Source organism: Curvivirga aplysinae (genome assembly GCF_009711445.1).
In the GTDB taxonomy this organism is placed as follows: domain Bacteria; phylum Pseudomonadota; class Alphaproteobacteria; order UBA8366; family Aestuariispiraceae; genus Curvivirga; species Curvivirga aplysinae.
Genome location: NZ_SMMC01000170.1, coordinates 1 through 26,405, shown reverse-complemented (window position 1 = coordinate 26,405; position 26,405 = coordinate 1). Strand labels below are relative to the sequence as shown.

At 43.8% G+C, this 26,405-nt stretch carries 29 protein-coding genes; 15 read left to right on the top strand and 14 right to left on the bottom strand.

Annotated features, from left to right (window positions below):
* The first annotated feature begins 177 nt into the window (after positions 1-177).
* The 5 genes from E1160_RS17365 to E1160_RS08090 are packed head-to-tail and all read left to right on the top strand — an operon-like array spanning position 178 to position 4,325.
* Positions 178-621 (top strand): trimethylamine methyltransferase family protein, encoded by a 444-nt coding sequence (locus E1160_RS17365; protein ID WP_218048785.1) that lies wholly within the window; start codon positions 178-180, stop codon positions 619-621.
* 2 nt (positions 622-623) lie between these two features.
* Positions 624-1,730 (top strand): trimethylamine methyltransferase family protein, encoded by a 1,107-nt coding sequence (locus tag E1160_RS08105; RefSeq protein ID WP_218048784.1) that lies wholly within the window; start codon positions 624-626, stop codon positions 1,728-1,730.
* Positions 1,731-1,745: 15 nt separating this feature from the next.
* On the top strand, positions 1,746-2,852 hold the full coding sequence (locus E1160_RS08100) for a mandelate racemase/muconate lactonizing enzyme family protein (protein ID WP_155154641.1): 1,107 nt from the start codon (positions 1,746-1,748) through the stop codon (positions 2,850-2,852).
* Between the two features lie 10 nt (positions 2,853-2,862).
* Positions 2,863-3,594, top strand: a complete 732-nt coding sequence (locus tag E1160_RS08095) for an SDR family NAD(P)-dependent oxidoreductase (protein WP_155154640.1) — start codon at positions 2,863-2,865, stop codon at positions 3,592-3,594.
* Complete coding sequence (locus E1160_RS08090; protein WP_155154639.1) at positions 3,591-4,325, top strand: SDR family NAD(P)-dependent oxidoreductase; 735 nt, start codon at positions 3,591-3,593, stop codon at positions 4,323-4,325. Before E1160_RS08095 ends, E1160_RS08090 begins: the two co-directional genes overlap by 4 nt.
* Positions 4,326-4,342: 17 nt before the next feature.
* Here E1160_RS08090 and E1160_RS08085 read toward each other — a convergent pair whose 3' ends face one another.
* Genes E1160_RS08085 through E1160_RS08070 form a run of 4 tightly spaced genes read right to left on the bottom strand, consistent with a single transcriptional unit; the run spans position 4,343 to position 8,828 of the window.
* On the bottom strand, positions 4,343-5,689 hold the full coding sequence (locus E1160_RS08085; protein WP_155154638.1) for an NAD(P)/FAD-dependent oxidoreductase: 1,347 nt from the start codon (positions 5,687-5,689) through the stop codon (positions 4,343-4,345).
* A complete protein-coding gene (locus E1160_RS08080) occupies positions 5,686-7,182 on the bottom strand; it encodes an aldehyde dehydrogenase (RefSeq protein WP_155154637.1) in 1,497 nt (498 codons plus the stop codon). Before E1160_RS08080 ends, E1160_RS08085 begins: the two co-directional genes overlap by 4 nt.
* A 2-nt stretch (positions 7,183-7,184) precedes the next feature.
* A complete protein-coding gene (locus E1160_RS08075) occupies positions 7,185-8,102 on the bottom strand; it encodes a dihydrodipicolinate synthase family protein (RefSeq protein ID WP_155154636.1) in 918 nt (305 codons plus the stop codon).
* 21 nt (positions 8,103-8,123) lie between these two features.
* Positions 8,124-8,828, bottom strand: a complete 705-nt coding sequence (locus tag E1160_RS08070; protein WP_218048783.1) for a GntR family transcriptional regulator — start codon at positions 8,826-8,828, stop codon at positions 8,124-8,126.
* Positions 8,829-9,000: 172 nt separating this feature from the next.
* Between E1160_RS08070 and E1160_RS08065 the strand changes: the two genes are divergently transcribed.
* From E1160_RS08065 to E1160_RS08050, 4 genes are all read left to right on the top strand, one after another.
* Positions 9,001-10,071, top strand: a complete 1,071-nt coding sequence (locus E1160_RS08065) for a quaternary amine ABC transporter ATP-binding protein (protein ID WP_155154635.1) — start codon at positions 9,001-9,003, stop codon at positions 10,069-10,071.
* Positions 10,072-10,087: 16 nt separating this feature from the next.
* On the top strand, positions 10,088-11,032 hold the full coding sequence (locus tag E1160_RS08060; protein ID WP_155154634.1) for an ABC transporter permease: 945 nt from the start codon (positions 10,088-10,090) through the stop codon (positions 11,030-11,032).
* 50 nt (positions 11,033-11,082) lie between these two features.
* Positions 11,083-12,069: a glycine betaine/L-proline ABC transporter substrate-binding protein ProX gene (gene proX, locus E1160_RS08055; protein ID WP_155154633.1), complete on the top strand. Its 987-nt coding sequence runs from the start codon at positions 11,083-11,085 to the stop codon at positions 12,067-12,069.
* A 95-nt stretch (positions 12,070-12,164) separates the two neighbouring features.
* The gene (locus E1160_RS08050) at positions 12,165-13,148 is read left to right on the top strand and encodes a GlxA family transcriptional regulator (RefSeq protein ID WP_155154632.1); all 984 of its coding nucleotides are present in this window, start codon (positions 12,165-12,167) and stop codon (positions 13,146-13,148) included.
* A gap of 10 nt (positions 13,149-13,158) precedes the next feature.
* Here the strand turns inward: E1160_RS08050 and E1160_RS08045 are convergent, their stop codons facing one another.
* The 7 genes from E1160_RS08045 to E1160_RS08015 form a co-directional block, all read right to left on the bottom strand.
* Entirely contained in the window at positions 13,159-13,761 is a 603-nt protein-coding gene (locus E1160_RS08045; RefSeq protein ID WP_155154631.1) for an EF-hand domain-containing protein, read from the bottom strand.
* Between the two features lie 65 nt (positions 13,762-13,826).
* Positions 13,827-14,729 carry a flagellin gene (locus E1160_RS08040; protein ID WP_155154630.1) on the bottom strand — a complete coding sequence of 301 codons (903 nt, stop codon included), beginning with the start codon at positions 14,727-14,729 and terminating at the stop codon, positions 13,827-13,829.
* A 10-nt stretch (positions 14,730-14,739) separates the two neighbouring features.
* Positions 14,740-16,467: a flagellar hook-associated protein FlgK gene (flgK, locus tag E1160_RS08035; protein WP_155154629.1), complete on the bottom strand. Its 1,728-nt coding sequence runs from the start codon at positions 16,465-16,467 to the stop codon at positions 14,740-14,742.
* A gap of 48 nt (positions 16,468-16,515) precedes the next feature.
* Positions 16,516-16,986, bottom strand: a complete 471-nt coding sequence (locus E1160_RS08030) for a hypothetical protein (protein WP_155154628.1) — start codon at positions 16,984-16,986, stop codon at positions 16,516-16,518.
* A 10-nt stretch (positions 16,987-16,996) separates the two neighbouring features.
* Complete coding sequence (locus tag E1160_RS08025; RefSeq protein ID WP_155154627.1) at positions 16,997-17,257, bottom strand: hypothetical protein; 261 nt, start codon at positions 17,255-17,257, stop codon at positions 16,997-16,999.
* Positions 17,257-18,510 carry a flagellar hook protein FlgE gene (gene flgE, locus E1160_RS08020; RefSeq protein WP_155154626.1) on the bottom strand — a complete coding sequence of 418 codons (1,254 nt, stop codon included), beginning with the start codon at positions 18,508-18,510 and terminating at the stop codon, positions 17,257-17,259. The genes E1160_RS08025 and flgE overlap by 1 nt, the downstream gene beginning before the upstream one ends.
* 22 nt (positions 18,511-18,532) lie before the next feature.
* The gene (locus E1160_RS08015; protein WP_155154625.1) at positions 18,533-19,195 is read right to left on the bottom strand and encodes a flagellar hook assembly protein FlgD; all 663 of its coding nucleotides are present in this window, start codon (positions 19,193-19,195) and stop codon (positions 18,533-18,535) included.
* 267 nt (positions 19,196-19,462) lie between these two features.
* Between E1160_RS08015 and E1160_RS08010 the strand changes: the two genes are divergently transcribed.
* From E1160_RS08010 to E1160_RS07985, 6 genes are all read left to right on the top strand, one after another.
* Positions 19,463-20,296: a flagellin gene (locus E1160_RS08010; RefSeq protein WP_155154624.1), complete on the top strand. Its 834-nt coding sequence runs from the start codon at positions 19,463-19,465 to the stop codon at positions 20,294-20,296.
* Between the two features lie 85 nt (positions 20,297-20,381).
* The gene (fliD, locus tag E1160_RS08005) at positions 20,382-22,064 is read left to right on the top strand and encodes a flagellar filament capping protein FliD (protein WP_155154623.1); all 1,683 of its coding nucleotides are present in this window, start codon (positions 20,382-20,384) and stop codon (positions 22,062-22,064) included.
* Between the two features lie 11 nt (positions 22,065-22,075).
* Positions 22,076-22,498 carry a flagellar export chaperone FliS gene (locus E1160_RS08000; RefSeq protein ID WP_155154622.1) on the top strand — a complete coding sequence of 141 codons (423 nt, stop codon included), beginning with the start codon at positions 22,076-22,078 and terminating at the stop codon, positions 22,496-22,498.
* A gap of 56 nt (positions 22,499-22,554) precedes the next feature.
* Complete coding sequence (locus tag E1160_RS07995) at positions 22,555-23,292, top strand: sigma-70 family RNA polymerase sigma factor (protein ID WP_235914081.1); 738 nt, start codon at positions 22,555-22,557, stop codon at positions 23,290-23,292.
* A gap of 89 nt (positions 23,293-23,381) precedes the next feature.
* Complete coding sequence (locus E1160_RS07990; protein WP_155154621.1) at positions 23,382-23,822, top strand: hypothetical protein; 441 nt, start codon at positions 23,382-23,384, stop codon at positions 23,820-23,822.
* A 19-nt stretch (positions 23,823-23,841) separates the two neighbouring features.
* Entirely contained in the window at positions 23,842-24,339 is a 498-nt protein-coding gene (locus E1160_RS07985; protein WP_155154620.1) for a hypothetical protein, read from the top strand.
* 45 nt (positions 24,340-24,384) lie between these two features.
* Here the strand turns inward: E1160_RS07985 and E1160_RS07980 are convergent, their stop codons facing one another.
* The 3 genes from E1160_RS07980 to E1160_RS07970 are packed head-to-tail and all read right to left on the bottom strand — an operon-like array spanning position 24,385 to position 26,345.
* Complete coding sequence (locus E1160_RS07980; protein WP_155154619.1) at positions 24,385-25,191, bottom strand: SDR family NAD(P)-dependent oxidoreductase; 807 nt, start codon at positions 25,189-25,191, stop codon at positions 24,385-24,387.
* A gap of 14 nt (positions 25,192-25,205) precedes the next feature.
* On the bottom strand, positions 25,206-26,171 hold the full coding sequence (locus E1160_RS07975; RefSeq protein WP_155154618.1) for an LLM class oxidoreductase: 966 nt from the start codon (positions 26,169-26,171) through the stop codon (positions 25,206-25,208).
* 15 nt (positions 26,172-26,186) lie between these two features.
* On the bottom strand, positions 26,187-26,345 hold the full coding sequence (locus E1160_RS07970; RefSeq protein WP_155154617.1) for a hypothetical protein: 159 nt from the start codon (positions 26,343-26,345) through the stop codon (positions 26,187-26,189).
* Positions 26,346-26,405: the final 60 nt, after the last annotated feature.

The window sequence follows — 26,405 nt, the reverse complement described above, 5'->3', positions numbered from 1 at the left end:
AAATACATAATTCTATAGCTTTGTAAACGAGTTATTCTACCACTCTTGTCATAAAAATTACATATGTCGGATTCTTTTACTGCAAGTTCGGAAAATTACCTCATCAGTTTTTTGCATAGCCTTATGATACACACAGCTTAAAATGGACCCTAAAAGTATAAGAAGGAGTCGTGTGAAATGACCGTTCAAGCCAGAGCACGCAATCGTTCAGGAGGCCGGGCAGCCCGCCGTGAAATTAGAACTGCCCCTAAATTTGATATGTTACCGGGGTTGGAACGCAATATTCCACTTTGTGAAGTCATGGACGGCGCACAAGTTGAGAAAATTGATAACGCGTCCATGGACATTCTGGAAAATGTCGGCGTTCAATTCCGCGATCCAATCGCACTTGAAGATTGGAAAAAAGCAGGTGCGAAAGTTGATGGAGAAATTGTTTATCTGGACCGAGGTCTGGTTCGTGAATTGATCAAGACGATCCCGGAAACATTTACATATCATGCACGTAATCCAAAAAACAATGTGAAGCTTGGTGGTAAGAACTCTGTATTTGTGCCTATGACAGGTGCACCATTCTTGCGAGATTCAGTGATGTTCGCCGAAATCCGACACTGGATGACTTAGCGATGTTTCACAAACTCAGTCATATGATGCCGGCCTTACATAGTTCTGCGCATCATATTGTAGAGCCCTATGATCATCCAATCAGTCAACGCCATTTACGTATCACGTATTCTTCTATGAAACATTCCGATAAAATGTTTATGGGGATGACCACAAGTCCGAAGAATGCAGAAGATGTGTTGGATATGTGCGCAATCTTGTTTGGCGAAGATTTCATTGATCAAAACCCCGTGACGACAGGGAACTGTAACGGGAACTCCCCACTTGTTTGGGATGAAGTTATGTTAGGGGCCATGCGTGCTTTTTGCCGACGTAATCAACCAGTATTATGTTCGCCCTTCGTGTTAGGTGGGGCAAATACACCTGCTTCCGTACCTGCGACTGTAGCGCAACTTAACGCGGAGGCTTTATCTGCATTGGCTTATACGCAGGTGATCCGTAAAGGTGCACCTGCGATTTATGGTCACTATCTATCAACGGTAAGTATGAAATCCGGCGCACCGATGGCGGGTACACCGGAAATCAGCTTGATGAATTTCATGATTGGTCAGATGGCGCGTTTCTATAAGGTGCCATGGCGTACATCTAATACATTGGGGGGCGCAAAAACGTTGGATGCCCAATCAGGGTATGAAAGTGCGACAACTTTATCAGCTGTTACACATGCGGGCGCCAATTATATATGGCATTCAGCCGGCTGGAATGAAGCGGGAATGCATTGTTCCGTAGCAAAATTTGTAGTGGATGCAGAACAATGTGCCATGGCTTACCGTATGGCAGAAGGGCCGAAATGGCATGACTTTGATACGGCTTTGAAAGCAGTGCCAGATGTTGGTCCGGGCGGTCATTATTTAGGTCACCCTCATACACAGGAAAATTTCCAGGAAGCGTTTTTCATGCCTGAACTGTTTGATAATAACTCAATCGAACAATGGATTGCGGAAGGCAGTAAAGAAATCACCGCACGTGCTTTGGAACATGCACGAAAGCTATTGAAAGACTATGAAGAACCGAAACTTGATGAAGCCAAAAACGACGAGTTGATGGATTATATCGCACGTCGTGAACGTGAAATCCCGGCCGCAGATGCATTGAACCAGTCACACTAAAGGAAAGGGAGTTTCATGAAGATTAAAGAAATTCATCTCTATCAACATGACCTTCCGGTGAAAAATGGACCATATACCATGGCAAATGCCGAAGTATGGTCCCTTCAAACCACATTGGTGAAGGTCATTGCTGAAAACGGTATCGTTGGCTGGGGGGAAACATGCCCTGTCGGTCCAACATATGCAGAATCCCATTCAAAAGGGGCGCTGGCTGCTCTGTCCGAAATGGGACAAGGCTTGATCGGTGCGGATATCTTACCGCTCTCTATCCATCGGCAGATGGCAGGTTTATTGAACGGTCATAATTATGCAAAGACGGCAATTGATATTGCGGTTTATGATGCTTTGGGCAAGAACCATAAAATATCTGTATCTGACTTACTTGGCGGGGCGGTTACGAACAATGTGCCTTCATATTATGCGTCAGGTATTGGTGCGCCTGATGATATTGCACGCCTTGCCAAAGAAAAGCTGAAAGAAGGTTATCCACGTTTGCAGGTGAAACTTGGTGGGCGACCTGTTGAGTTGGACATTGAGACGCTTCGCAAGGTTTGGGAAGTTGTTCAGGGAACTGGTATGCGCTTGGCAGCGGATGGTAATCGCGGTTGGTTAGGTCGTGATGTGTTACGTCTTAGTCGTGAATGTCAGGATATCCCTTTTATTTTTGAACAGCCTTGTAACACTGTCGAAGAATTACAGCGTATTCGACCACTTATTAATCATCCGGTTTATATGGATGAAAATAGTGTGAATTTAAATACGGTGATTTCAGCTGCAGGAAGTAATCTTGTCGATGGTTTCGGGATGAAAGTGACGCGTATCGGTGGATTACAACAAATGGCGGCTTTCCGTGATATTTGTGAAGCACGTGCATTACCACATACATGTGATGATTCATGGGGTGGTGATATCATTGCGGCTGCCTGTACGCATATTGGATCAACGATCAACCCGAAATTGAGTGAAGGTGTTTGGTTAGCTGCCCCTTATATCGAAGGGAATTACGACAGCGAAAATGGCATTCAAATCATCGACGGACATATCAGGAAACCAACAGGTTTTGGCTTGGGTATCGAACCTGATGAAAGCCTATTTGGGGCGCCGGTAGCGTCCTTCGGATAAAGGAAGAGATATGGAATTTGCAGGGAAAAAGGCCCTGGTGACGGGGGCTGCAGGCGGGATTGGTGCTGCTATTGTAGCAAGCCTTCGTGAACAAGGGGCTAACGTTGCTGTTGCAGATCGTGATACGTCAGATATTGAGGCCGATGCACATTTTTCAGGTAACTTACTTGAAAAAGATTATGCAGATAATTTACCAAAACAAGCAGTCGATGCGCTGGGTGGGCTAGATATTGTTATTAATAATGCAGGTGTAATTACCCGTGGATCGGTCACAGAAACATCAGATGATGATTGGAATTTATCACTGGGTGTGAATGTGGAGGCCCCTTTTCGTATTTGCCGGGCCGCTATTCCGATTATGGCTGAAACAGGCGGTGGCGCCATTGTGAATACTGCGTCTTGCTGGGGCGTGCATCCCGGGCCAAATCATGCAGTTTACTGTATGACAAAGGCAGCCATTGCATCCCTAACTCAATGTATGGGGCATGATCATGCGCATCAAGGGATCCGTATTAATGCGGTATGCCCGAATGAGGTCAACACACCGATGCTGCGCACGGGCTTCGAAAAGCGTGGTTTTGATCCTGATACGGCTGTTGCCGAATTGGGTAAAACCGTGCCGTTAGGCCGTATTGCTGAACCTGAAGATATTGCGGATGTCATTTTGTTCTTAGCTTCTGACAAAGCACGTTACATGTGCGGCGCATTGATTGAGGTTAATGGCGGAAAGTCAGTTTCATGATGCGGTTTGAAGGTAAAGTTGCTTTAGTCACGGGTGGCAACGGGGGGATTGGCAAAGCCATTGCCCAACGCTTTGCTAGCGAAGGTGCACGTGTCTTTACCGCTCAACGCAGTGCTGAAGATGAATTTGAAGGTGTCGTGGCAGATTTCAGCGATCCAAAGGCCGCGGAAGATACTATTTCCAATATTATCACAAAAGCAGGGCGTCTAGACATCCTTGTGAATAACGCAGGGATGATGCAGGAAGCCAACATTGAAGATATGTCTTTGGAGGATTGGGACCGTAACCTTCGTGTAAATCTGACAGCTCCTTTTTTATTGATTAAAGCTGCATTGCCCTATTTGCGTGAAAGCAAGGGAAGTATCGTCAATATAGGTTCTATTGAAGGATTGGGGGCGAACCCGTTACATGCGGCCTATTGTGCGACAAAGGCAGGCTTACATGGCTTAACGCGTGCGGTTGCAATTGATCATGGAAAAGATGGTATTCGTTGTAATGCTGTGGCACCGGGCTGGATTGATACAAAGCTAAATAACGATTTCATAGACTCTATGCCTGATCCTGATGCATTTCGTCAGGATATCGGCACGATTCATCCGATTGGACGTACAGGGCAAACTAAGGAGATTGCTGCTTTGGTTGCTTTTTTAGCAGCTGAAGAAAGTGGGTTCATCACCGGACAAATTTACACCGCGGATGGAGGGCGTATGGCAAAACTAAGTTTGCCATAGCACTATCCATTCTCCCACTACTCATCCCTCGCAACCCATTCCTTATAGCGCAAAACAAGGTTCGCCCCGATTTGCTGGAAGGGTTGCGGGGGGAGTTTTTTTGGGGCGGTCTCCTGATTAAAGAAAGCCGCAATATCGCTTTCGTCACCGCATGCGAGTTCTGCAGCTCCGATACCTGTTAATGTCCCTCGCGCCGTGCCGAGGCCGTTTTGCACACATCCTGCATAGACATTGTCATCTATTTGGCGCATTACGGAGACATTATTCAGGCTAAGGCATAGATGCCCTGCCCAGTGATATTCCATTTTTATTCCGGCAAGTTGTGGAAAACGTTGATTAAATTTTCTTTGCATTGTTGATGCTGTTCTTGCCATGTCGGATTTGGAAATATCCAGATTTGGCTTTAATGATGCACAGGTTCTCGTCACAATACGATTGCCGCCTTGGCCTGTATTAATCCGGCGCATGGTTGTCCCCATCGGATCGGATGGGGTAATGCCCCAACGGGGTTTGCCACCAAGTTTTTTGAGCGCATCTTCATCCAATTCCGGTGTCATCACGGCATAAAGGAAAAGCTGCATCAGACGCCCTTTTTCAATACCGAAACTTTCAAGATGCCCATTCACCGTCAGGATTACTTTGCCCGTGGAAATGGACCCTTTTGATGTTTTGACCAGATAGCTGCCACCGGGTTGCTTCTCAAAAGACGTCACCGGGCTATTTTCATAGATAGTCACATCTTGGGCTTTTAAGCCATCTGCGAGCCCGCGAATATAGCCCGCAGGCTGCAACATCACTGTACCCGGGCTGTAGAGGCCGGATAGGTAATGACGACTGCCTGTTAAGTCATACATGTCTTGTTGATCAAGGCGCTGGCTTTTTTCACCGAGGGAGGCCAGGTGCTTTTGATAGCTGGTGTTATGATCGTCCGCCCGCTGGCTTGCTGCTCCGTTAACTTTACCAACAGGATCAAAGTAATTTGGATCAATGCAATATTCTTCGACTGCTTGACTGGCAAAGGAAATTGCCTTGCGGTTTAGCTGGATCAAGGTTTTATCATCGCCAGCCCCAGCATAATCTTCTGAGGTTAATTCATGGGGTAGGTCGATCATAAAGCCGGAATTACGTCCGGCGCCACCTTCGGCAATCTCGCCCGCATCCAATAAAACAATACTGGCAGTAGGTTGCAATTGTCGCAGCCGCCTCGCGGCAGAGAGGCCGGCAAAGCCAGCCCCTATCACCACAAAGTCAGCTGTTAGATTGTCTTCTAAAATTGGATTTGGGGTCCGTTGGCCTAAGATCGCATTCCAGGCCGCAGGTCCAAATTGTTTTGGAAGACGGGAAGCTGTGTATCTTTGGGTCAAGCGACAGCCTCATCTTCATCATCCGCCAGATCAATCCAGATGGTTTTCAACTGGGTATATTGATCATGGGCATGCACACTGTTGTCACGTCCGCCGAAACCGGATTGTTTGAACCCGCCGAATGGAGTTGTGATATCACCTTCACCAAAGCTGTTCACGGTGACAGTACCTGCGCGTAAGGCACGGGCACCACGGATCGCGCGTTTTGTATTTGCTGTGAAGATTGAAGCACAAAGACCATATTCAGTGTCGTTGGCGATTTTAATCGCTTCATCATAAGAAGAAACAGTAATCACGCTTAATACAGGCCCGAAGATTTCTTCACGTGCCAAGAGAGCATCGTTGCCAGAAACTTCCACCACGGTTGTCTCAACAAAACCATTCTCTGCTTTGCCGCCAAAGATAATGGTTTCTGCCTTTTCAATGTAGCTGCAAACTTTCTTGAAATGTGCGTCAGACACTAAGGCGCCCATGCGTGTTTCTGGATCAAGGGGGCTGCCCACATTCCATTCTTTGGCATGATGCGTAATACGTTCTAATAGTTCGGCCTTTACGTCTTTATGTACAATTAACCGGGAAGAGGCTGAACAATTTTCACCCATATTCCAGAACGCCCCATTCACAATATGTTGGGCAACACGATCAAGATTTTCGGCATCATCCATAACAATGGCCGGGTTCTTACCCCCCATTTCCAAGACAACCTCTTTGGCATTGGATTCTGCGGAATAGGTCAAGAAACGTTTGCCCGTTACTGTAGAGCCAGTGAAAGACACCATATCAATATCCATATGTCGCCCAATTGGTTCCCCAACATCTGCTCCGCCGCCCGGAAGAATGTTTAAAACACCTTTGGGAAGGCCAGCTTCACTGGCTAGTTCTGCAACCCGAAGGGCGGTTAATGATGTTTCTGCTGCTGGTTTCACAACAATGGAACAACCCGCCGCCAAGGCAGGGCCGATTTTCCACGCCAACATTAATAATGGGAAATTCCATGGTAGAACCAATCCAACAACGCCAATGGGTTCACGAACCACCATAGCAATATGATCGTCGGAAGCAGGGGAAACCTGATCATAAATTTTATCAATTGCTTCCGCATGCCATTTTAGGCAATGGATGGTTTCTGGCACATCCACAGTTTCGCAATCAAAAATGGTTTTGCCTGAATCTAGACTTTCCATTACTGCCAATTCACGGCGGTTACGGGTTAATAATTTGCAAAAACGAATGAGGATATCTTTGCGATCGCTAGGATGCATGCGAGACCAACGACCATCGTCAAAAGCCTCACGAGCCTTTTCTACCGCGAAATTTACATCTTCACTGTTACATGCTGCGATTTCCGCGAGGGTTTCACCTGTTGCTGGATTTGTTGAGGCAAACGTTTTTCCAGAAATTGCCGGACGATACCCACCATCAATGAAAGCGCTGGTTGGGAATGTCATGTCTGCAGCAAGGGCTTCGTATTCTTTTTGTGTTAACAGATCCATGATTAACCTTCCTTCACAATATCAGCGATTGTACGCTTTAAGACTTTCATCACTTGTTCTAATGCGCGTTTGTCATCTTTATTCAGACTTTTTAAAGGCGCACGTACATGTTCCGCATCGATCCCGTTAACGGTCACTCCATATTTAATGGTTTGAATGAACTTACCGCCCTGTTCCAACACATGCATTAAAGGCAGCATGGCGGACATAATCTTACGTCCTTTGGCAAAATCGTTTTCAACAACACATGCGTTATAAAGTGCAACATGTTCTTCTGGCAGGAAGTTGGAACCACCACATACCCAAAATGGCGCACCCCATGCAAAAAATTCAAGGGCTTGGTCATCCATACCACATCCCATTTGGATATGTGGATAATCGCGGGCCAATAGATGAACGCGATTGATATCGCCGGAACTTTCTTTGATGCCACAGAAGTTGCGGCTGCGTCCGACGCGATCTATAAATTCTTCGCCCATCATCGTTCCTGTACGATGTGGGTAATTATACAGCATAATCGGAAGATCAGCTGCTTTATCGATTGCTAATGCATTTAGGGCGTTTTCGCGATCCGTCGGTACGGAATATGGCGGGCTTGCAAGTAAGAGCGCATCTGCGCCCATATCTTTTGCACCTTTTGCCAATGTAATAGATTCCGCAGGTAACCATGCACCTGTACCGATCACCAAGGGCACACGGCCATTAATCCGTTCCTTGGTGAAACGGGCAATTTCCAATCTTTCTTCGATGGTTTGAGTATAGTTTTCCCCGGTTGAGCCACCGGAAATAATACCATGGACCCCTTTTTCAATAAGATAGTCAATCATGTCAGCCAAGGCATCCCAATTGACCGTATCATCCAAGAAGTAGGGGGTTATAACGGGGGTGTAAATCCCATCAAATTTAAAGACTGGAGTCATGTATGTCCTCTCGCGTTGTCGCTAGGTTTTCATAGACACACTTCCCAATGGAATTTCCAGAGAAGAAGGTGTCACAAACATTTCGATTTGATCACGGGAGAGATTCCAGTGATCAATCGCCAATTGCGCCGCCGCATTCTCATCACCAGCTTCGATAGCTTCGATAATCGCATCATGCTGGTTGCTTGCTTCAGATAGGTTTTCTTTCATATCCGTGTTGTTCGGACGATAGAAAGTCATCCCGATCCTTGCGTGATCAATAAGCAGGCGTCGGAAAGATGGCAGTAAATAAACGTTATTTGCCATCTCACCAGTGATTTCATGGAACCGATTGTTGTTTAAGGCACGTGCAGCTGCATCCGCATTGGTGAGGGATGTTTTGAATTCCTCTTGGACTTCCTTGAGGGCAATAACTTGTGCGGGGGTCGCATTTGTTGCTGCCAAGCGCAGGATTGCACCGTAAATCATAGGGGCTGCCAAAAAGAAATCACGAAGCGTGGTGTAAGACATCTCACTCACCCATGCGCCGCGATTTTCACGTAATTCAATATAACCTTCACCGGATAACTGTCGCAGGACCTCTCTTAAAGGTGTGCGCGATAATTCAAATGCATCACATAACTGTGTTTCATCCAAATCCGCACCCGGACGCAGTTCTAACGTCATAATGGCACGCTTTAGATGGTCATACAGTTTTGTTTTTCTTTGTTTTGCTGCGTCTTTCACCGTTTCGGTCTCCTTAAGTCCTTACCTGATCATTGTGGGTTTAGTTTATGGGATTGCACCACGATCAAGCAATTCCTGAAATGTGTGTAGCAAAAATAAATCTTGTATACAATATGAATTTATGATGTATTTAAAAAATATTAAGGCAGAATACTTCAGGGAGACGGAAGAAATGTCGCATAAAGATGAGGTCGTCATCGATTGCAAAAACCTATGGAAAGTCTTTGGTAGACGCGCTGATGAGGCGATGAAAGCGATCACCGAAAAAGGCTTGGGTAAATTAGAAGTACGCGATCAATATGATTGTGTTGTTGGTGTTCAGGATGCCAGCTTCACAGTTGGGCGCGGTGAAATTTTTTGTATTATGGGCCTGTCCGGATCCGGTAAATCCACACTGATTCGCCATGTGAATCGTTTGATTGAGCCTACATCCGGTCAGCTATTTATCGAAGGTATGGATGTAAATGCGCTATCTGCCAAGGATTTACGTGAAGTGCGGGCAGAGAAAATCGGCATGGTTTTCCAGAATATGGCCCTCATGCCGCATCGTACTGTCTTGGATAATGTTTCGTTTAGTCAGGAAGTTCGTGGTCATGATCGTAAAGAGCGCCATGAAAATGCTATGCGCGCTATTGATGCGGTTGACTTAAACGGCTGGGATCAAAAATACCCAGATGAGTTATCCGGCGGTATGCAACAACGTGTAGGTCTTGCCCGTGCCATCGCGGCTGACCCGTCTATTTTGTTGATGGATGAACCATTTTCAGCATTAGACCCGCTTATTCGTCGTCAGTTACAGGACAAATTTATGTCCTTGGCAGCTGAGATGAAAAAGACAACCCTCTTCATTACGCATGATCTGGATGAAGCGATCCGTATCGGGGATCGCATCGGCATCATGAAAGACGGTGTTCTTGTACAAGTTGGGACACCTGAAGAAATCGTGACTAATCCAATCGATGATTATGTGGCGGATTTCGTGGCTGGCATCTCGAAACTTGAATTGATTTCAGCGGGAAAAATTATGGAACCTGTCGAGGCGTATGAACAACGTCTTGGGTCTGTTGAAAACTTGGATGAATGGCCGGAAGCCCATCCTGAACATTCTTTGGATGATTTGGTGAATTTATCGATTTCAACCCAGCATCCAATTGTTGTCCGGATTGAAGGCAAGCCAATCGGGGTTGTAACCAAGAATGCCTTATTGCGCGGCATTCAAGGTGATACAGAGTTAACGCAATAGGGGCGAGGATAACATTATGGCTGAAAAAGAAGAAACATTTAGCTTACTTGATCCCTTTGCATCTGTGGATCTTGGTATTGCGGACAGTGCGAATGGCATTAAGAAATGGGCCATCGCTAATCGTGAAATTATACAACCTATCAAGAAATTCTTTAATGATCTGATTGTTGGTATTGATGTGGGGTTAAATGCAGTACCACCATCAATCATGCTGATCATCTTAGTTTTAATTGCGTGGCAAGCCGCAGGTCGACGTGTGGCGATCCTTGTCGGGATTTCCATGGCCGTTCTCGGTGTGTTGTCACCGGGGGCTTGGGGATTGGCAATGACTACTTTGGCTATAGTAATTTCTGCGGTTTTACTATGCTTTATCATCGGTCTGCCACTTGGCGTATTAGCAGGTAAAAGTAATCGATTTGAGGCAATGGTGCGTCCAGTCTTGGATACCATGCAGACAATTCCGGCCTTTGTGTATCTGGTTCCTGTGGTGATGTTGATCGGCATCGGCAATGTATCCGGTGTGATCGTGACTATTGTTTTTGCACTACCTCCATTGATCCGATTGACCTCGTTAGGGATCCGCAATGTTAACCCATCTGTGGTGGAAGCCGCTCGTGCCTTTGGTGCAAGTCCTACCCAAATCCTGTTCAAAGTGGAATTACCTTTGGCGACTTCGACCATTTTAGCGGGGGTCAACCAGACTATTATGTTGTCCCTTTCCATGGTGGTGATTGCCTCCATGATTTCAGTAAAAGGCCTTGGTAACGAAGTATTGCGCGCTATGGGACGATTAGATGCCGGTAAAGCCATCGTTGGTGGATTAGGGATTGTGATTTTAGCAATCGTTTTAGATCGGATTACGCAAGGTATGGGTCGTTCAGGGCGTGAACGTGGTCATCGTCATTGGTGGCAAGGCGGACCTGTAGGTTTTATGACCCGTCTCGCCAGTAAAAAATCTTAAATTTCATTTTATAAAAAAGAAAATTGAACATTTAGCAGAGGAGAAAACTTATGTTCAAAAAAGGTATTCTAAGTAGTGTAATTGCAGGTGTGATGTTGGCAGGTACAGCATTTGCCGCAGATAAGCCGGGCGAAGGCGTGACCGTGCGTCCTGTTATGGCCCCATCTGTGGAAGAGATGTTTCAGCATCGCATTCTTTTTAAAGCATTGTCAGATTTAGGCTACGAAGTTGAAGAGCCACAAGAAGTTGAATATCAAACAATTCATCTGGCTTTAGGTACAGGTGATGGCGATTTTACGGCTGTTCACTGGAATGAGTTGCATCATAATTTCTTTGAGGAATCCGGTGGCGATCAAGTCCTTGAAAAAGTAGGTACACTTATCGATGGTGCTTTACAGGGATACTTGGTGAATAAGGCTGCCTATGATGCAGGTATCACCAGTCTTGATGCATTAAAGGATCCAAAGAATGCTGCCATGTTTGATGCAGATGGTGACGGAAAAGCGGACTTGGCAGGTTGTGTTCCAGGTTGGGGCTGTGAACGTGTGATTGAACATCAACTAACGGAATTTGGCCTGCGTGATACAGTGGCTCATAACCAAGGGGCCTATAATGCAATTATTGCGGATAGTATTGCGCGCAACGAAGCTGGCGAAAATATCCTTTATTACACATGGACACCATATTGGGTATCTGGCGCGTTGGTGCCGGGTGAAGATGTTGAATGGTTGTCTGTTCCATATACTTCTCTACCAGATGGCAAAGAAGATAACACCACTTTCAACGGTAAAAATCTAGGTTTTTCTGTGGATAGCATTCGTGTTGTTGCAACAGATGAGTTTCTTGCTGCAAATCCGGCAGCCGCTAAATTGTTCGAATTGGCACAAATTGATATTAATGACATTTCAGCCCAAAACAAAAAGGTTGCAGATGGTGAAAGTGATTCTGCGGATATTGATCGTCATGTGGATGAATGGATTGCAGCAAACCAAGCCGCATATGACAGCTGGTTGGCGGCTGCACGTGCTGTAAACTAAGCTTTGCTTACGCAAACATAGAAAAAACTGGTGTAACGACTAAAACTGGACCACTATGCAGGTAGAGATATCTGCATAGCGGAACTTTTAAGGCAATGAAGAAACCTCAACATTTCTTATTTCTACTAGTTGAAGAATTTGCTCATATCGCTTTTTCTTGTGCGGTAGAACCCCTTCGTATTGCCAATTTAGTTAGCGGTGAAGAGCTTTATACTTGGTCTTTTGCATCTGAAGATGGGGCGTTGGCAACCTGTTCAAATGGCTCACAAATGTTGGTCCAGCATAGCTTTGACGATTTACCCAACTGTGATCGGGCTTTTGTTCTATCCGGTGGCAATATGACCGATTATATAACACCGAATTTAGTAGGTGCCCTGCGTCAACTTCGATTAAAGGGTGTCAAACTTGGTGGCCTTTGTTCCGGTGCCTGGATTTTGGCGGAAATTGGCTTTTTAGATGGAAAACGCGCAGCTATCCATTGGGAATTCCACGATGGTTTTGTAGAACGGTTTCACAATATCAGCTTAATTAACAGTATTTTTGTTGCGGATGAAAATATCATTACCGCATCAGGTGGCACGGCAACTGCGGATTTAATGTTGCATCTGGTGGAAATAGAGCATGGATATGACCTTTCTTTAACCGTTGCGGATCAAATGGTTTATTCGGCAAGTCGAGATGCGGAATCAACACAGAAACGGTCTTTTCAATCACGTTACGCAGTTCGCAATGCATATCTTGCACGTGCTGTTCAAATGATGAAAGACCAGATTGAAGAACCTGTTTCAACGACATTTATTGCTGAAGAAATTGGAATTTCTGCTCGACAATTAGAACGTCTATTTGGCAAATATACTCATACATCTCCAAAGAAATATTATATGGATTTACGGATGGAACGCGCACGTCATCTACTAAATCAAACAGAGGCATCTATTTCTGAGATTGCCTTAGCTTGCGGTTTTGATAATCCCGCTTATTTTTCCAAGATATTTAGATCAACTTATGGACATCCGCCTTCGCAAGCCCGACAAGATCGGATTGTGACGAAGGCGGCATATCAGTCTGTCTCATTCTAGCGGTTAGGATTTACACATCTTCTTCTGTGGTTCCGCCAAAACTATTTCGAATAGCAGGACCAAAATCGGATAATTCTTGCTGTGATAGTTTTCCATCACCGTCGGAATCGATCGCCATAAACAATTCTTGCCCGTGTCCTTCGATGTGTTCTGTATCAGTACTAGATTGGGAAGCTTCCATTTCTTCTAGTTTTTCAAGAATACTATCCACGGTTTCACTACGTGATTTCGTAGCTGTCGATGTATAATCAGATTTGCTTTGCGATGCTTCATTTGGAGGCGGAGGCGCTAAACCCGCATCACTAAACATATTCTGAGACTGCAAGTCCAACAGGCCTTGCATTGTGGTTGCGCTCATATTTCCTGATCCAAACATATTGGATAGGTTGTCACCGGATTGAAAGTTTTCACTTGATCCATTTCCAAGATCTGCAAGAGCTTGAATTGCGCCCATTTGGTCGGCATTGCCTTGACCAATTGCATGCATCAAATTGGCAAAATTTATGTCGCTGGAAATGTTCCCATTTCCTTTGGTGCCTGTGCTGTCAGTCTGATTGTTTAATTGGGAAATCAGGCTGGCGCCATAAGCAAGATTATTGGATGTAACATCCATGACTGATCATCCTTAAATTGAGGTTTAACATTTATTGATACGTATGAAAGTCAGAAATACTGGTGCTATAAGTAATCAATAAGATTTAATGAAGTCGCATTTGAAATTGCGGAGAATGAAGCCTCCAATTGAGCTTGCAACTGGTTAAGTTCTGCTGTGGCTTCTGCGACATCGACTTCGGTCAGATCACCCAACATACTTTCAGTAATCAGTTGCGCATTTGTATGGGCATCGATCGTATTTTCAATGTTACTGGCTGTAATGGAAACTTCTGCTTGTAGGGCTGCGATTTCCGCTGTGGCTTCATTCATTAAATCATGTGCTTCTGCAATGGCATCTTCATCATGAGGATTCATATTTGCCATCATGCTCATCGCGCGAATTGCTTTTTCAAAAGCGGACTCATTGGCTGTGACAGCATAATTTATTTCATAATTATCATCCGCATGAAAACTTCGGGTTTCATCGTTACCTGAGTAATAATCAGTACTGACTGTTGATGGATAGGTTTGTGCTGAATAACTGGCAGAAGACACATCTACAGGTGCTTGGCCAGTATCCGTGCCTCCAAACAAATATGTATCCCCATATTGCTGGTTTAGTAAGGCGCCCATTTCCTCTAATGAGGCTTGGGCAGTTGCATTTAATTCCTCAACATCATCTGTTCCTCCAAGGGAGGCGGTTACAGAACTTGTGAAATTTGCCATTACATCGACCATACTGTTTAAAGCTGCATATGTTGCCTCAACTTGTGCAGAGACCTGTTCTGCATTGTCAATATATTGTTGGCTGGTTGACATACTATGTTCCAAATCCAGAATGAGATTGGTGGAACTGGCAAGATCGTAATAATTTTCACTTATCTTGCCTGAAGCAATATCCAGCTGTTTTGAAGACACATCTGATTGGACATTCATACTCATATTTAGAAGATTTTGATAATTGGAAAACGTGGCTACTCTTGTCATTTTCTTTTCCTTAGGTCACGGCATTCATCAGCACATCAAACATTTCCTGTATGGTGCTTAAAATATAGGCGCCCGCCTCATAAGATTCTTGATAGGCGTTCATCTTAGCGATTTCTTCGTCAAGATTGACACCTGTTTCGTTCGCGAAGGAGGCCGCTAAGTTGTCGTAAGCAGAAACAGCGACTTCTGCATCGGTTATGGCACTGTCCGTCTTTACGGCCAGCGCACTGGTTATATTCGTCGCGTAGTTGGCGAAGCTGGTTGTATCTGCACCTAAATTGCCAGCAGCATCAAAGGATTGATCTTCGGAAAAAGTCGATATTAAACTGGATATAATACTTGTATCACCGCTATTTAGGCCCGTATCACCAATAGACAAAGTTGAGCTATCGTTTAGTTCCGCAGTTGGTAGCAGGCTGGGATCGTCTAATAGGTCGGCACTTACCGAAATGTTGGTAGCAGAATCCCCACTAAGAATGGAATTAAAACCGAAATAGTTAGATATACCAAGAGAATCGCCGCCCACAGCGCTATCCATTTCATTAAATGATAATCCTGTATCTGTTGTTGTCGTTATTATTTCCAGATATCCATCTGCATTGATTGAAGCGCTCACGCCTGCCATAGAATTTAGATCATCAATAAAATCTTGTACCGTTGAATAAGTTGAAACATCAAAATCTGCATATTCAGTTACAGCACCATCGCTATCTGTGACAGCGATGCGAAATGTACCACTTCCAGTAAACGCATCACTTGCAGAGACAGTTTGGTGGCTGGTTAAAGTTGCAGGCGATGGAATTGATGTTGCTTTGTTAGAAATTGCATTAATGCTGTCAACGAGTGTGGATGCAAGTTCGTCTAATTCAGCTTGCAGGTCAGGCAGAAATTCATCGCGTAATTCAAGAGAAGCCCCGATTTCGCCTCCCGTGATTTCGGACGTAATATCTTTTCCAGCAACAGTAATACTATTGAAACTCGTCGTTGAGGTTACCGGCGATGTGGCCTCATAGGAAAGTTCTTGTGGTTCCGATAATAGTAATGCGGTGCCACCTTCGGTATAGATTTGAAGTTGATTGTTGCTATCTGTGAAAGAATTCACATTCATATAACCTGATAATTCTTGTAAAGCCGTGTTTCGGCTGTCTTCAAGGTCAAGGGTAGAATTCCCATTGGCTTGGGCAATGGCAATTTGCTCATTCAAACTATCAATTTCATTTAATAGGGAATTAACGCTTGAGATCGCTGTTTCGATATCTTCATCTGATATAGCGCGTTGATCCTGAATATCGTTTGACGTGTTGTTTAATTGGGTTGTCAGATCGTTAAGGCTATCTACAAAAACGATTTGATCAGAATTACTAGCTGGATCTAGCTCTAGCGAAAGTAGAGCCGTTTCAATATCTGTGATTGCTTCTGATAAGCTATCATCCCCAGAGACGGACCCTAATGAGTTTGAAATATTTTCCAAACCTGTCTGTAGTGTCTCTGTATATTTTGCTTCATTTGCGGCTTCGTTCAAGTCATCAAGTAGGTTTTGATCCACCATATTTGTCAGGGCTTGTGATTGAACACCTACTGCTGTGCTACCTGCCATTTGTGTCGTGTTACTGGTGGATTTCGCGGTATAGCCTTCTGTATCCGCGTTGGCCACATTGGCAGAGGAAACAGAAATATTGTAACTTGCAGTCTGCATTGCCGTTAAGCTTGCATTAATGCTGATGCTCGTTGTGCTCATGGCTTTGCCCTCTGATTATTAAAATGAAGATGAATAAATAGGAACTTATTAAACACCGAGATCAGTAATCATGGCTTGGTTCGTTGTCGCAGAAGATTTACCACCCAAAATCAGTTTGTAACCGTTATGTTGGATGCGTTTTTTTTCCATCGCGGTAGCAACAGCATTGATGCGTTTACTGGTGGATTGTTTACGTGCTTCCAGCATGGATTTGTTATTTAACAAAATCTGGGAAAGGCGTTTGGTTTTTTCCATTAAGATATCGTTCTCAGTTGCACCTGACGCGATGATTTTTTGTTGATCTCTTTTATATTCGCAAAATAGATCAAAGTATGTTTTAGAGAGCGCAACTTTGCGCTTAACGATATCTTCTAATCCGGAGGTTTTATCTGATTTATTATGTAACCAGGTTGCTTCTTCGGTTAACAGTTGCATCAACTCATCAATCACGCGTGAAAGCTTACCAACGATTGGCAGCTCTGCATTATTTTCAATTTTCAAGGCTAATGTTTCAGACATATCTATCTCCTTATTTGCTTGCTCTATGATAGGCGGCGAGGGCTAATTTACGTTTAGTTTGTCGTAAAATATTTGTGCGTATCTTTGTTTGGCGCTCTTTCAATTTATGCATGTGATTTCGTAGGTCATCTTTGCAGGCGAGGACTTCATTTCGTGAAATGATATCCGGATGTTGGTTCATCAATTTCTTCCCAAGCAAGCGAATACGCTCACCTTCCATGATCAGTAATTGATTAGATCGCGGTTTATGTTTTTCAGGTAAGTTGCTCATTAGCGTGTCGCCGATAATAAGGCGTCAAACATGTCATCTGTTGCAGTGATCACCTGCGCGGCAGAGGAATATGCCTGTTGCGCAACGATAAGACGGGTTAATTGATCCGCATTATCTACGGTAGAAGCCTCTAGTGAATAACCACTCACTGTACCCGCTGATCCTTCACCAGAAACATTCAAGCTGACATCACCGGCATCATAAGTTGCGGAATAGGCATTGCCGCTTTCCATTTGTAATTCATTTGGATCACTAAAAGTGGCAACGGGAACCTGATAGACAGGATAACTGGTACCATTTTCAAAAGAGGCGATGACATATCCTTGATCATCAACGGTGATTGATTTCAGGTCGCCATATTGGACGCCATCTTTAGAGATGGAATCTAACGTGACGGTTGTTGTAGAATCTGCATCGGTAAATTGTGTTACATTGCTGAAATCAAAAGTAATACTGCTATCGGACGCGCCTGTTGTCCATCCTGTTATATCAAGTACCGCTGGATCGGGTGTGGTGGTTGTTAGATTGCCATCGCTATCAAAGTTCAGTGTAAAGCTACCTGTGGAATCCCCGATATCGGAGGAGGTATCGCTGGAATAAGACGGGTCCGCATAAGTTGCAGTCCACTCATTGGCTGCTGTTTTGGTCCAGGTTAATTCCACAAGCGCGCTTGTGCCAAGTGAGTCATAAACCTCAATATCGGTTGTGAATGTGTCACCGATCGCTGCATCTGCGGGTAAGTTGGCATCAATTGCGACATTTTCCGTGGCGGATGCATTACCAGTAATACTGTCTAGGTTAATTTGTTCAAGGCTAGCTGTTGATCCGGTTCCTGAAAGGGCTTCACCACTTTCATCAACTGGATATCCCATTAAATAATAACCAGCATCATTAACGAGATAACCTTCATCATTTTCTTCAAAATCACCAGCACGAGTGTAATAAACACTATCGCCGCTTTCATCAGAAACAACAAAGAAGCCTTCACCATCAATTGCCATATGTGTTGAGTATGTTGAGTTCTCAACAATTCCCTGAAGTTCTATATTCTGATTGACCGTTGCAGTTACACCGCTACCGGAATAACTGGAAGAACTTGTGTTGTTGGTTACCAATGTAGAAAAACTGGTATCTGCTTCTTTATAGGAAACCGTATCAACATTGGCGATATTTGTTGATATTGTTGAAATTGCTGTGCTTTGTGCATAAAGCCCACTTACAGCAGCATTGAGCGCGCCACTTAATGTACTCATGGTTTGGCTCCTTTCCGTTAAGTTACGCCGCGGTTGCGATGGCAGTTACTTTGTTGGATGTGATTGTTTCGTCATCTACGGTCAGTACATATTCACCACTGACCCAATTGACTTTGCTGACCGTGCCTTGGGTATAGATATCATCAACGTCAGTGACGGTTCCGTTGGCATCAGATGCAATAACTTGAAGCGTATATGTGCCGCTGGTGTAGGTATTTCCGTCAGTGCCTGCACCATTCCAGATGAAGTTGTTTATGCCGTCGTTATTATAGGAAGCTGTTGCTTCATAAACGGTGTTGCCCTCGCTATCTGTGACGGTTAAATCAGCAGATGTCGTACCTTCAGGTAGATCGAATTCCCAATAGGCACCATCTGATCCCAAACTTGCTTCATCGCTTACATATGTAACTGTATTGCCGAGATATTCAGTTGGATTTCCAGTGGATCCATATTGTGTTTCCAAGACCAATGTATTGAGAAGCTCATTGGTCATCACTTGCTGCTCTAACGTGTAATACTCACCTAGTTGATTGGTTAGGTCAGTTGTATCCATTGGATTGGTCGGATCCTGATTTTGAATTTGCGTTGTAAGCAAAGTCAGGAAATCTTCATAATTGGTTTCAATTTCCGCGCTATAAGTTGCAGCGTCATATCCGCTGGATGAAACAAGTCCATAAACTTCCATAATTTTAGTCCTTTCCTAAGACCCCATTCAAAGGGGCGGACAGCTTTTCAGCCGAAATAATTAAGGGCGTAAAAGCTGTCAGAAATTCATGTCCGGCTTTGTCGGCCTGTTATGACCATTTACGAAAGGGCGGTGAAAATACTGGCGAAAAAAATAAAAAAAAATTTTTCGAAAAAGATGCGCCAGTATTCCAATGGCTCCTTCGTACAAGCCTATGTGTGACATGCGGAAGAATCCGCTGGCGATTTCAACAGAAGGAGAAAGAATATGCCTACAATTTCTACTAACACAGCGGCGAATACAGCTTTGCGTTACTTGAATGCTAACTCTATGGATCAATCTGACTCATTGGCAAAAATTGCCAGTGGCTCCAGTATTATCCGTGCATCCGATGATGCAGCTGGATTGGCAGTTGCGACACGTATCCAATCTGATATTACAGTGATGGAGCAGGCAGCAACAAACGCTTCACACGGCATTAATATTCTCGAAACAGCGGACGGAGGTCTTTCAAATATCAGTGATATTTTGCAACGGATGAAATCTCTTGCAACTCAATCACTTTCTGGTGCTGTGACCGATACAGAACGTGCATATATCGATGCGGAATTTTCAGAGCTGATTGCCGAGATCGATTCTATTGCACAATCTACCCAGTTTAATGGTGACTCATTATTAGATGGTACTTCTGACTGGGTAACGGGTACGGGTGTGGATTTCCTTTTGGGAACAGATACCACAAACGATGTTTTAAGCGTTGAAATCGACGATTCAGATGCAACTGCACTTGGTGTGAATGCATTGTCTGTAGATACACAGGCAAACGCAACAGCCGCTGCGGCTGCAATTGATACAGCGATTGATTCAATTTCAGCAACACGTGCAAATGTTGGTGCGACGATGTCTCGTTTCGAGTTTCGCGCAGATAACATTGCACAGGCAACAGAAAATTTGGAAGCAGCAAACTCCTCCATTGTGGATGCGGATATTGCTGCAGAACAAGCTGAACTCTCCTCTGCGGAAGTAAAAACCAATGCGGCGATTTCAGCACTGGCTCAGGCGAATTCTATGTCTTCTCAATTGATGAGCTTGTTCCAGTAATCGAGTAGATGGGAAAGCGGCCCCCCCCTTCCTTGTACCTCACCGCTTTCCCGTCTCTCAACTTTAATTTTAGGATGAACAAAAAATGACTGATGTGTCAGGCACAACAACATTAACACAAACCACTTCGACCACTTATGTATCCGGGACGAGTGGGTATGACTATTCATCTTTGATTGAAGCAGAATATCAAGAAGCTTTGAGTGAATCCTACACTTTGGCAGATGAGGTATCGGAAGATCAGGCCATTGTTGCAGCATATGAAGAAATGGAAACGTATCTCCAGGAATTTGAAGATGCGTTGACGACACTTACGGATACAGCAACAGATACCGATGATAATGTGTTTGATGATAAAGCTGCCTATCTAACCAGTGACAGTGATGTGCCTGCAGATAACATCATGGGGGTCCTTGTTGAAGATGACGCGGTTAGTGGCAGTTATCAAATTGAAGTGGAGCAAATTGCGACTGCACATAAGATCGCATCTGATACAGTCGCGGATGCTGATGCCGATTTGGGGCTAGATGGCACTTTTAATCTTTCAACAGCAACGGGTAGATCCGTTGATATTGCGATTGATGCCACAACCAGCTTGAATGATTTGGTTGATCTGATTAATTCGGAAACGGATGAGACAGGTGTAAGTGCTTCTGTCTTACAAGTTTCTGAAACAGAATTTATGATGGTATTAACCGCTTCAAACACCAATGAAGAAATTACCTTTGCCACAGTCTCTGGTGACGATGTAGCGCAAAGCTTAGGTATCATCGATGGCGCTGGAATTTATCAAAATGAACTTCAAGCAGCGGAACCTGCTATTTTAACGATTGATGGGGTGACTGTTGAGAGAGATAGTAATTCAATTGATGATCTTTTAGAAGGCGTCACTATAAGCCTTTATACTGCAAACCCGGGGACTACTATTACGTTAGAGGTGGCAGAGGATCTATCTGGTATCAAGGAAGCTGTTCAAGCCTTTGTTGATGCCTATAACAACTATCGAAATTTTGCCATTGTACAGCAAGCAACCACCACATCTGGTGAGGCGTCTGCAGATGCGGTTCTTTTTGGAGATAGTCTGTTAAGAAATGCAAATAGCGAAATCTATAACCTTTTGAACACATCAGTTGAGTATGGGGATGATGAGGTTCTCAGTCTTGCGTCATTCGGGATCACGTTTAACTGGGATAACACTCTGACCATTGATGGAGATGTTTTGGATGAAGTGTTATTATCTGAACCGGAAAAAATCGAAGCTTTCTTTTCCTTCAATGCGACTACGTCCTCCTCTGACCTCGGGATTACGGCTCATGACGGCATATTCGGGGATATGGATTTCGACATGAATATTACAATCGATGGGGCAGGAGACGTGACTTCTGTTGATGTTGGTGGGGATGTATCTTTATTTACGATTGATGGCAAGGTTATTTCCGGCGCAGAAGGTACCGAATATGAAGGGCTTTCCTTCATTTATACCGGGGATGCTACTACCACGGTGAATATATCAATTTCTCAGGGGATTGCTGATCAAATGCGTTATTCCCTTGATAGTTGGGCAAATGAATCCAGTGGGATCTTGTCCGAAATTATTAATGATATGGAAGAATCTATATCCGACAAAAATGAAGAAATCTCCGAAATTGAGAGCGACGCAGCAAACTACTATGACGATTTAGTGGAATATTACGCAGAACTGGAAGCAGAAATCGCGGAATATGAAGCCGTCTTGGATACGCTGACAGCTCTCACCAATGAAGACTAGGAGTTAGACCAATGTATCAAGCTTATGCCAACGCGATAAATGCATATGCCCGTGCCAGCGAAGCACAAACTGGCGTACGTGCTATCTTACGCATCTATGATCGAATGTATCATCGTCTATATTTGGCAAAAGAGGCTCGGTTGAACGGGGATTTTGAAACAGAATTCAATTCAGTTGAGGTAGTTTTAAAAGCTTTAATAGGCTTGAGATCTAACCTTAATTTCAAGCAAGGCGGGAAAGTCGCTTTAACCCTCAAAGAATACTATACAAATCTGATTTCACAGATTAATTATAGGTATAAAGCTGCGGATAAGATCGAACATTACGATAATATCCTGCAACAGGTTAATGTGATGCGTTCTGCTTGGGCAGCGCTTGCGGGAGAACCCTCAAGTCAATCCTTACAACGTGAGGAAGAGCATGTACGTGCTTAATGGTTAAACCATGGGTGTGTATTTGAGGGGCAAAGACAATTAGTAAGTCTGCATATATGGATGGCTTGTTGCTGGATTCCAGTCACGAGGCATCGGGGAATTATGCTTTGCATCAATCCAATGAAGATATGGATGCAAAGAAGTACAAATTGACTGAAACGTTACCTGCTGTTGCCAAGTTAAAGGGGGCTTTAGCAAAGCGACTGGCACGTCATAAACCGGAATCTCAAAAACTATCTCCAGAAACAGATAGTGACGAAGCTTTAATGGTTTTGGTGGTGCAAGGCGACAAGTCAGCATATCGAAAGTTGGTGGAACGTCATGTAGATCGTACGGTCGCATTAGCTAAACGCATTGTGTCTGGAGATAGTGATGCTGAAGATATCGCACAGGATGTGTTCTTAAATCTATGGAAAAGTAAGGGGAAATGGAATCCTGAAAAAGCATCGTTTCGAACTTGGCTATATCGCATGACCCTTAATAGGGCGATTGATTATCAACGTAAAACCAAATTCTCGAATATCGAAGACGTTCAAGAACCTGAAGATGAACGCCCAAATGCGGAAGCCCACATACAGCAAAATCAGGTTTCTGCACGGATACGTGATGCTATTACACAGCTATCTGAAACACAGCAAGTTGCAATTTCCCTATATTATCATGAAGGGTTAACGGCCGCACAGGTGGCAGAAGTAATGGGCATAAAGTTAAATGCGGCGGAGTCACTTTTAAAGCGTGCGCGACAACGCCTTAGAGAGATTATGAAGGATCAGCAAACTGTGAACGGATTGTGAGAGAAAAAGTGATGGAAATCATTGAAACTCTTAACGTTCTCAATTAAGTTAATATTTGAAACTTATATATTAGAGGCAGAAGCTTCGACATGACAAAAGAAGAATTTGACGACCATATGAATATGTATGGTGGTGACTTAAGTAAGTGGCCATCCGAATTGCAGAAGCAAGCATATTTGTATTTGCAAGATAATCCTCAAGATTTTGAGGAGCTAGAGTTTTTCAAAGATATAGAACGAGAGTTATCAACGCGTGAAAAAACGTATACATCCCGTTCACTTGTCGATGAAATAATGGCAAATCTTCCAGATGATGAAGGTGATTTGGATGAGCAGCCGTCGGGCTGGATGAAAAAAGCGGTTGAACTTTTGTCAGAATTATCAATGGGCAAAATTCCTGCTTTTGCATTGGCTGGGAGTTTAGCATGCGGGATATTAATAGGGGTTCTATCCGGCGTGTCTAAAGGTGATACGGTTGAGGATGTTGCGTTGGCAGAAGACCCTGCCTACAACGTTTTTTACCTTTATTGAATAACGCTGGGTTGGCCTGATGCAATTGAGTAAATCTGCTTTGAAAGGCATTATAGTCCTTTCTTTATGTCTGAACTTTTTCTTTCTAGGAAAGTTCGGCTCTATGACCTTCTTTGGTGATCATACGGAAATTAGTGAGCAAAATAAACCCGATGGGCGTCCTATGGGGCCTCCACCGCCACCACATAAGATCGTGTTACGTATTTTGGAAATGGCCCATCCACAATTAAGCCCTGAAGGACAGCGCGTTGTTGAAGATTTAGCTTTAAATGTAAAAGAGCATTTTGATACTTTGAAGCGGCACATGCGGGAGACCCGTAAACGAGGACTTGAGTCTTTACGTGCTGAAAATTTTGATCTTTTGGAAGCTGATGAAATTTCAGCGGATATAGTCAGATATCAAAAAGAAAGTTTCGAAGTTATTCTAGATATCACGACCAAACATTTTGCCATGCTAAGTCACGAAGATCGCATGATTATACATGAGTTATTTGCACGTCGACAATTTGCTAAATAATTAAATGAAAATAAGCCAATGTGATTGAATACATTGACTTATTTATTAAGTAAGTTGCTTAATCAAGCTCTCCATATTTGTGATTAACTCGTTAGTTTTTTGGCGATTTAATCCGTCAGGATGCGGATCAGCGAAACAACCATTATCATTATCAAAATATTTGCCAGAGGCATTCTTAAAATCATCGGATAACGATGCTTTTACCAGAATATCCGCACCAATGCTTAAATCATGTCCGGCCATTCCATATGCTTCTTTTACCATCTTACTGCCAAGGAAGGAGGCTGGATTTATTGAAACAATCATTGGGCTTGCCTCATTCATAGTATGGACTAAACCACGTGACCACATGATGATAGCAAGTTTACTTTGGGCATAAGCTTCACCATCATTCATTGATAGATTTCCATTCAGGGCCGCCATATCCACTGGGGCTTGTGCTGCTGAAGAAAGATTAACGACACGACTGTTATTATTCAATATTGGGAGCAGATTTATCGTGAGTAAATATGGGGCGATTGTATTTACCACAAAGCGTATATCAAGATTGTCTTTCGTGATCGGGTTTGACGTTTTGAAGATACCTGCATTGTTTATAAGCACATCAATTGCAGCATGTTTACTCTTCACTTCGTCAGCAAGTTTCACTGTTTCTTTGAGATCAGATAAGTCGGCTAAGTAAGTTTCGATCTTAGCATTACTATTTATTGCGGAAACAGCTTTAATAGCTGCCTGCATTTTACCGGAATTACGCCCATGCAATAGAAGGGTATGTCCCTTTGATGCAAGTTTTTTGGCTGTTTCCAGCCCAATACCATCCGTGGCGCCTGTAATTAAGATCGTTTTTGTCATTGTTATATTCCTTATTAGGTGAATTTCGGCAAAATTTCTTCTGATATCTGCTTCAAAGTTTCTTCGATATCGTTTCGATTAAAGCGTAAGTTAAGAGCGACATGGTTCATCCCGATTTCTTCTAAGGATTTGAGATAATCAATCAGATATTTAGTTCCTGATCTAAATCCTAAATGGATGGGGGAGGGCGCTTCGTCTGGTTTTTCTGTCAGATCAATATATAGGGATTGTGATGCGGGTTTGATTGAAAGTCCTGCATCTTGGGTTCTACTACGCCATTCGTTGATTATGGTGGATTGTGTGGACACATTCCTTGGATAGGTAATCCAACCGTCTCCATTTTTTGCCAACCAATCTGGCGATTGCTGACTTGCACCTGTGATCAGAAGAGGAAGCTTGCCATTGGATGGTTTAGGTAACATATCCATATGCCCGTTTGAGTTTCCAAAATCATTTTGGAAGTCTGGGTTTTTCAACCACATCTGCTGAATGTATGCGAAGCTTTCACGAAAGCGCTCTCCTCTATTTTCAAAAGGTAGGTTCATTGCAGGATATTCTTCTGGTCTATCGCCGGATGCGACGCCCATGATCAGTCTACCATCAGAAAGAACATCCACACTTGCTGCCGCTTTTGCCACATGCGCTGGATGTCTTAGTGGCAATATTATACTGCCTGTGGCTAATGCGATATGTTTTGTATGGACTGCTAGAAAACCAAGATATGTGAATGGATCAAATGTCTGACCTGCATCTCCAAAACTTGGCACATTAAAGGGGACATCGCGCAACCAAATAGCTGTGAACCCCAACTTTTCAGCAAGCTTCACACGTTTAATATGGTTTGCCATATCGGGAACGGGGCTTGTCGCATAATTTTCTATAGGTACCACAAGGCCTAAACTAAGTTTATTTGGTTTGTAGACCGCATTATATGCATTGTTAATAATGGGAAAGTTGTTTTCAGATGTCATGTCCAGCATCTTAGAATTTCCTTTTCAAGAATATCGAACAAGCGCACGGCTTTCCAGACTCATTCTAATATTGGGTTGAGAGACATCTTCAATACCGTCACCGTCTAGGGCGCTATGACCAATATAATCAGCGACCCAGTCATCTGCTGTCGGCGTTACCTCTAAAACGGAATAGTATGTCATTACCTATCTCCAAAAGATTTAATTAGGTACAATTTGGTTTTTGTTGACCTCAATATATTG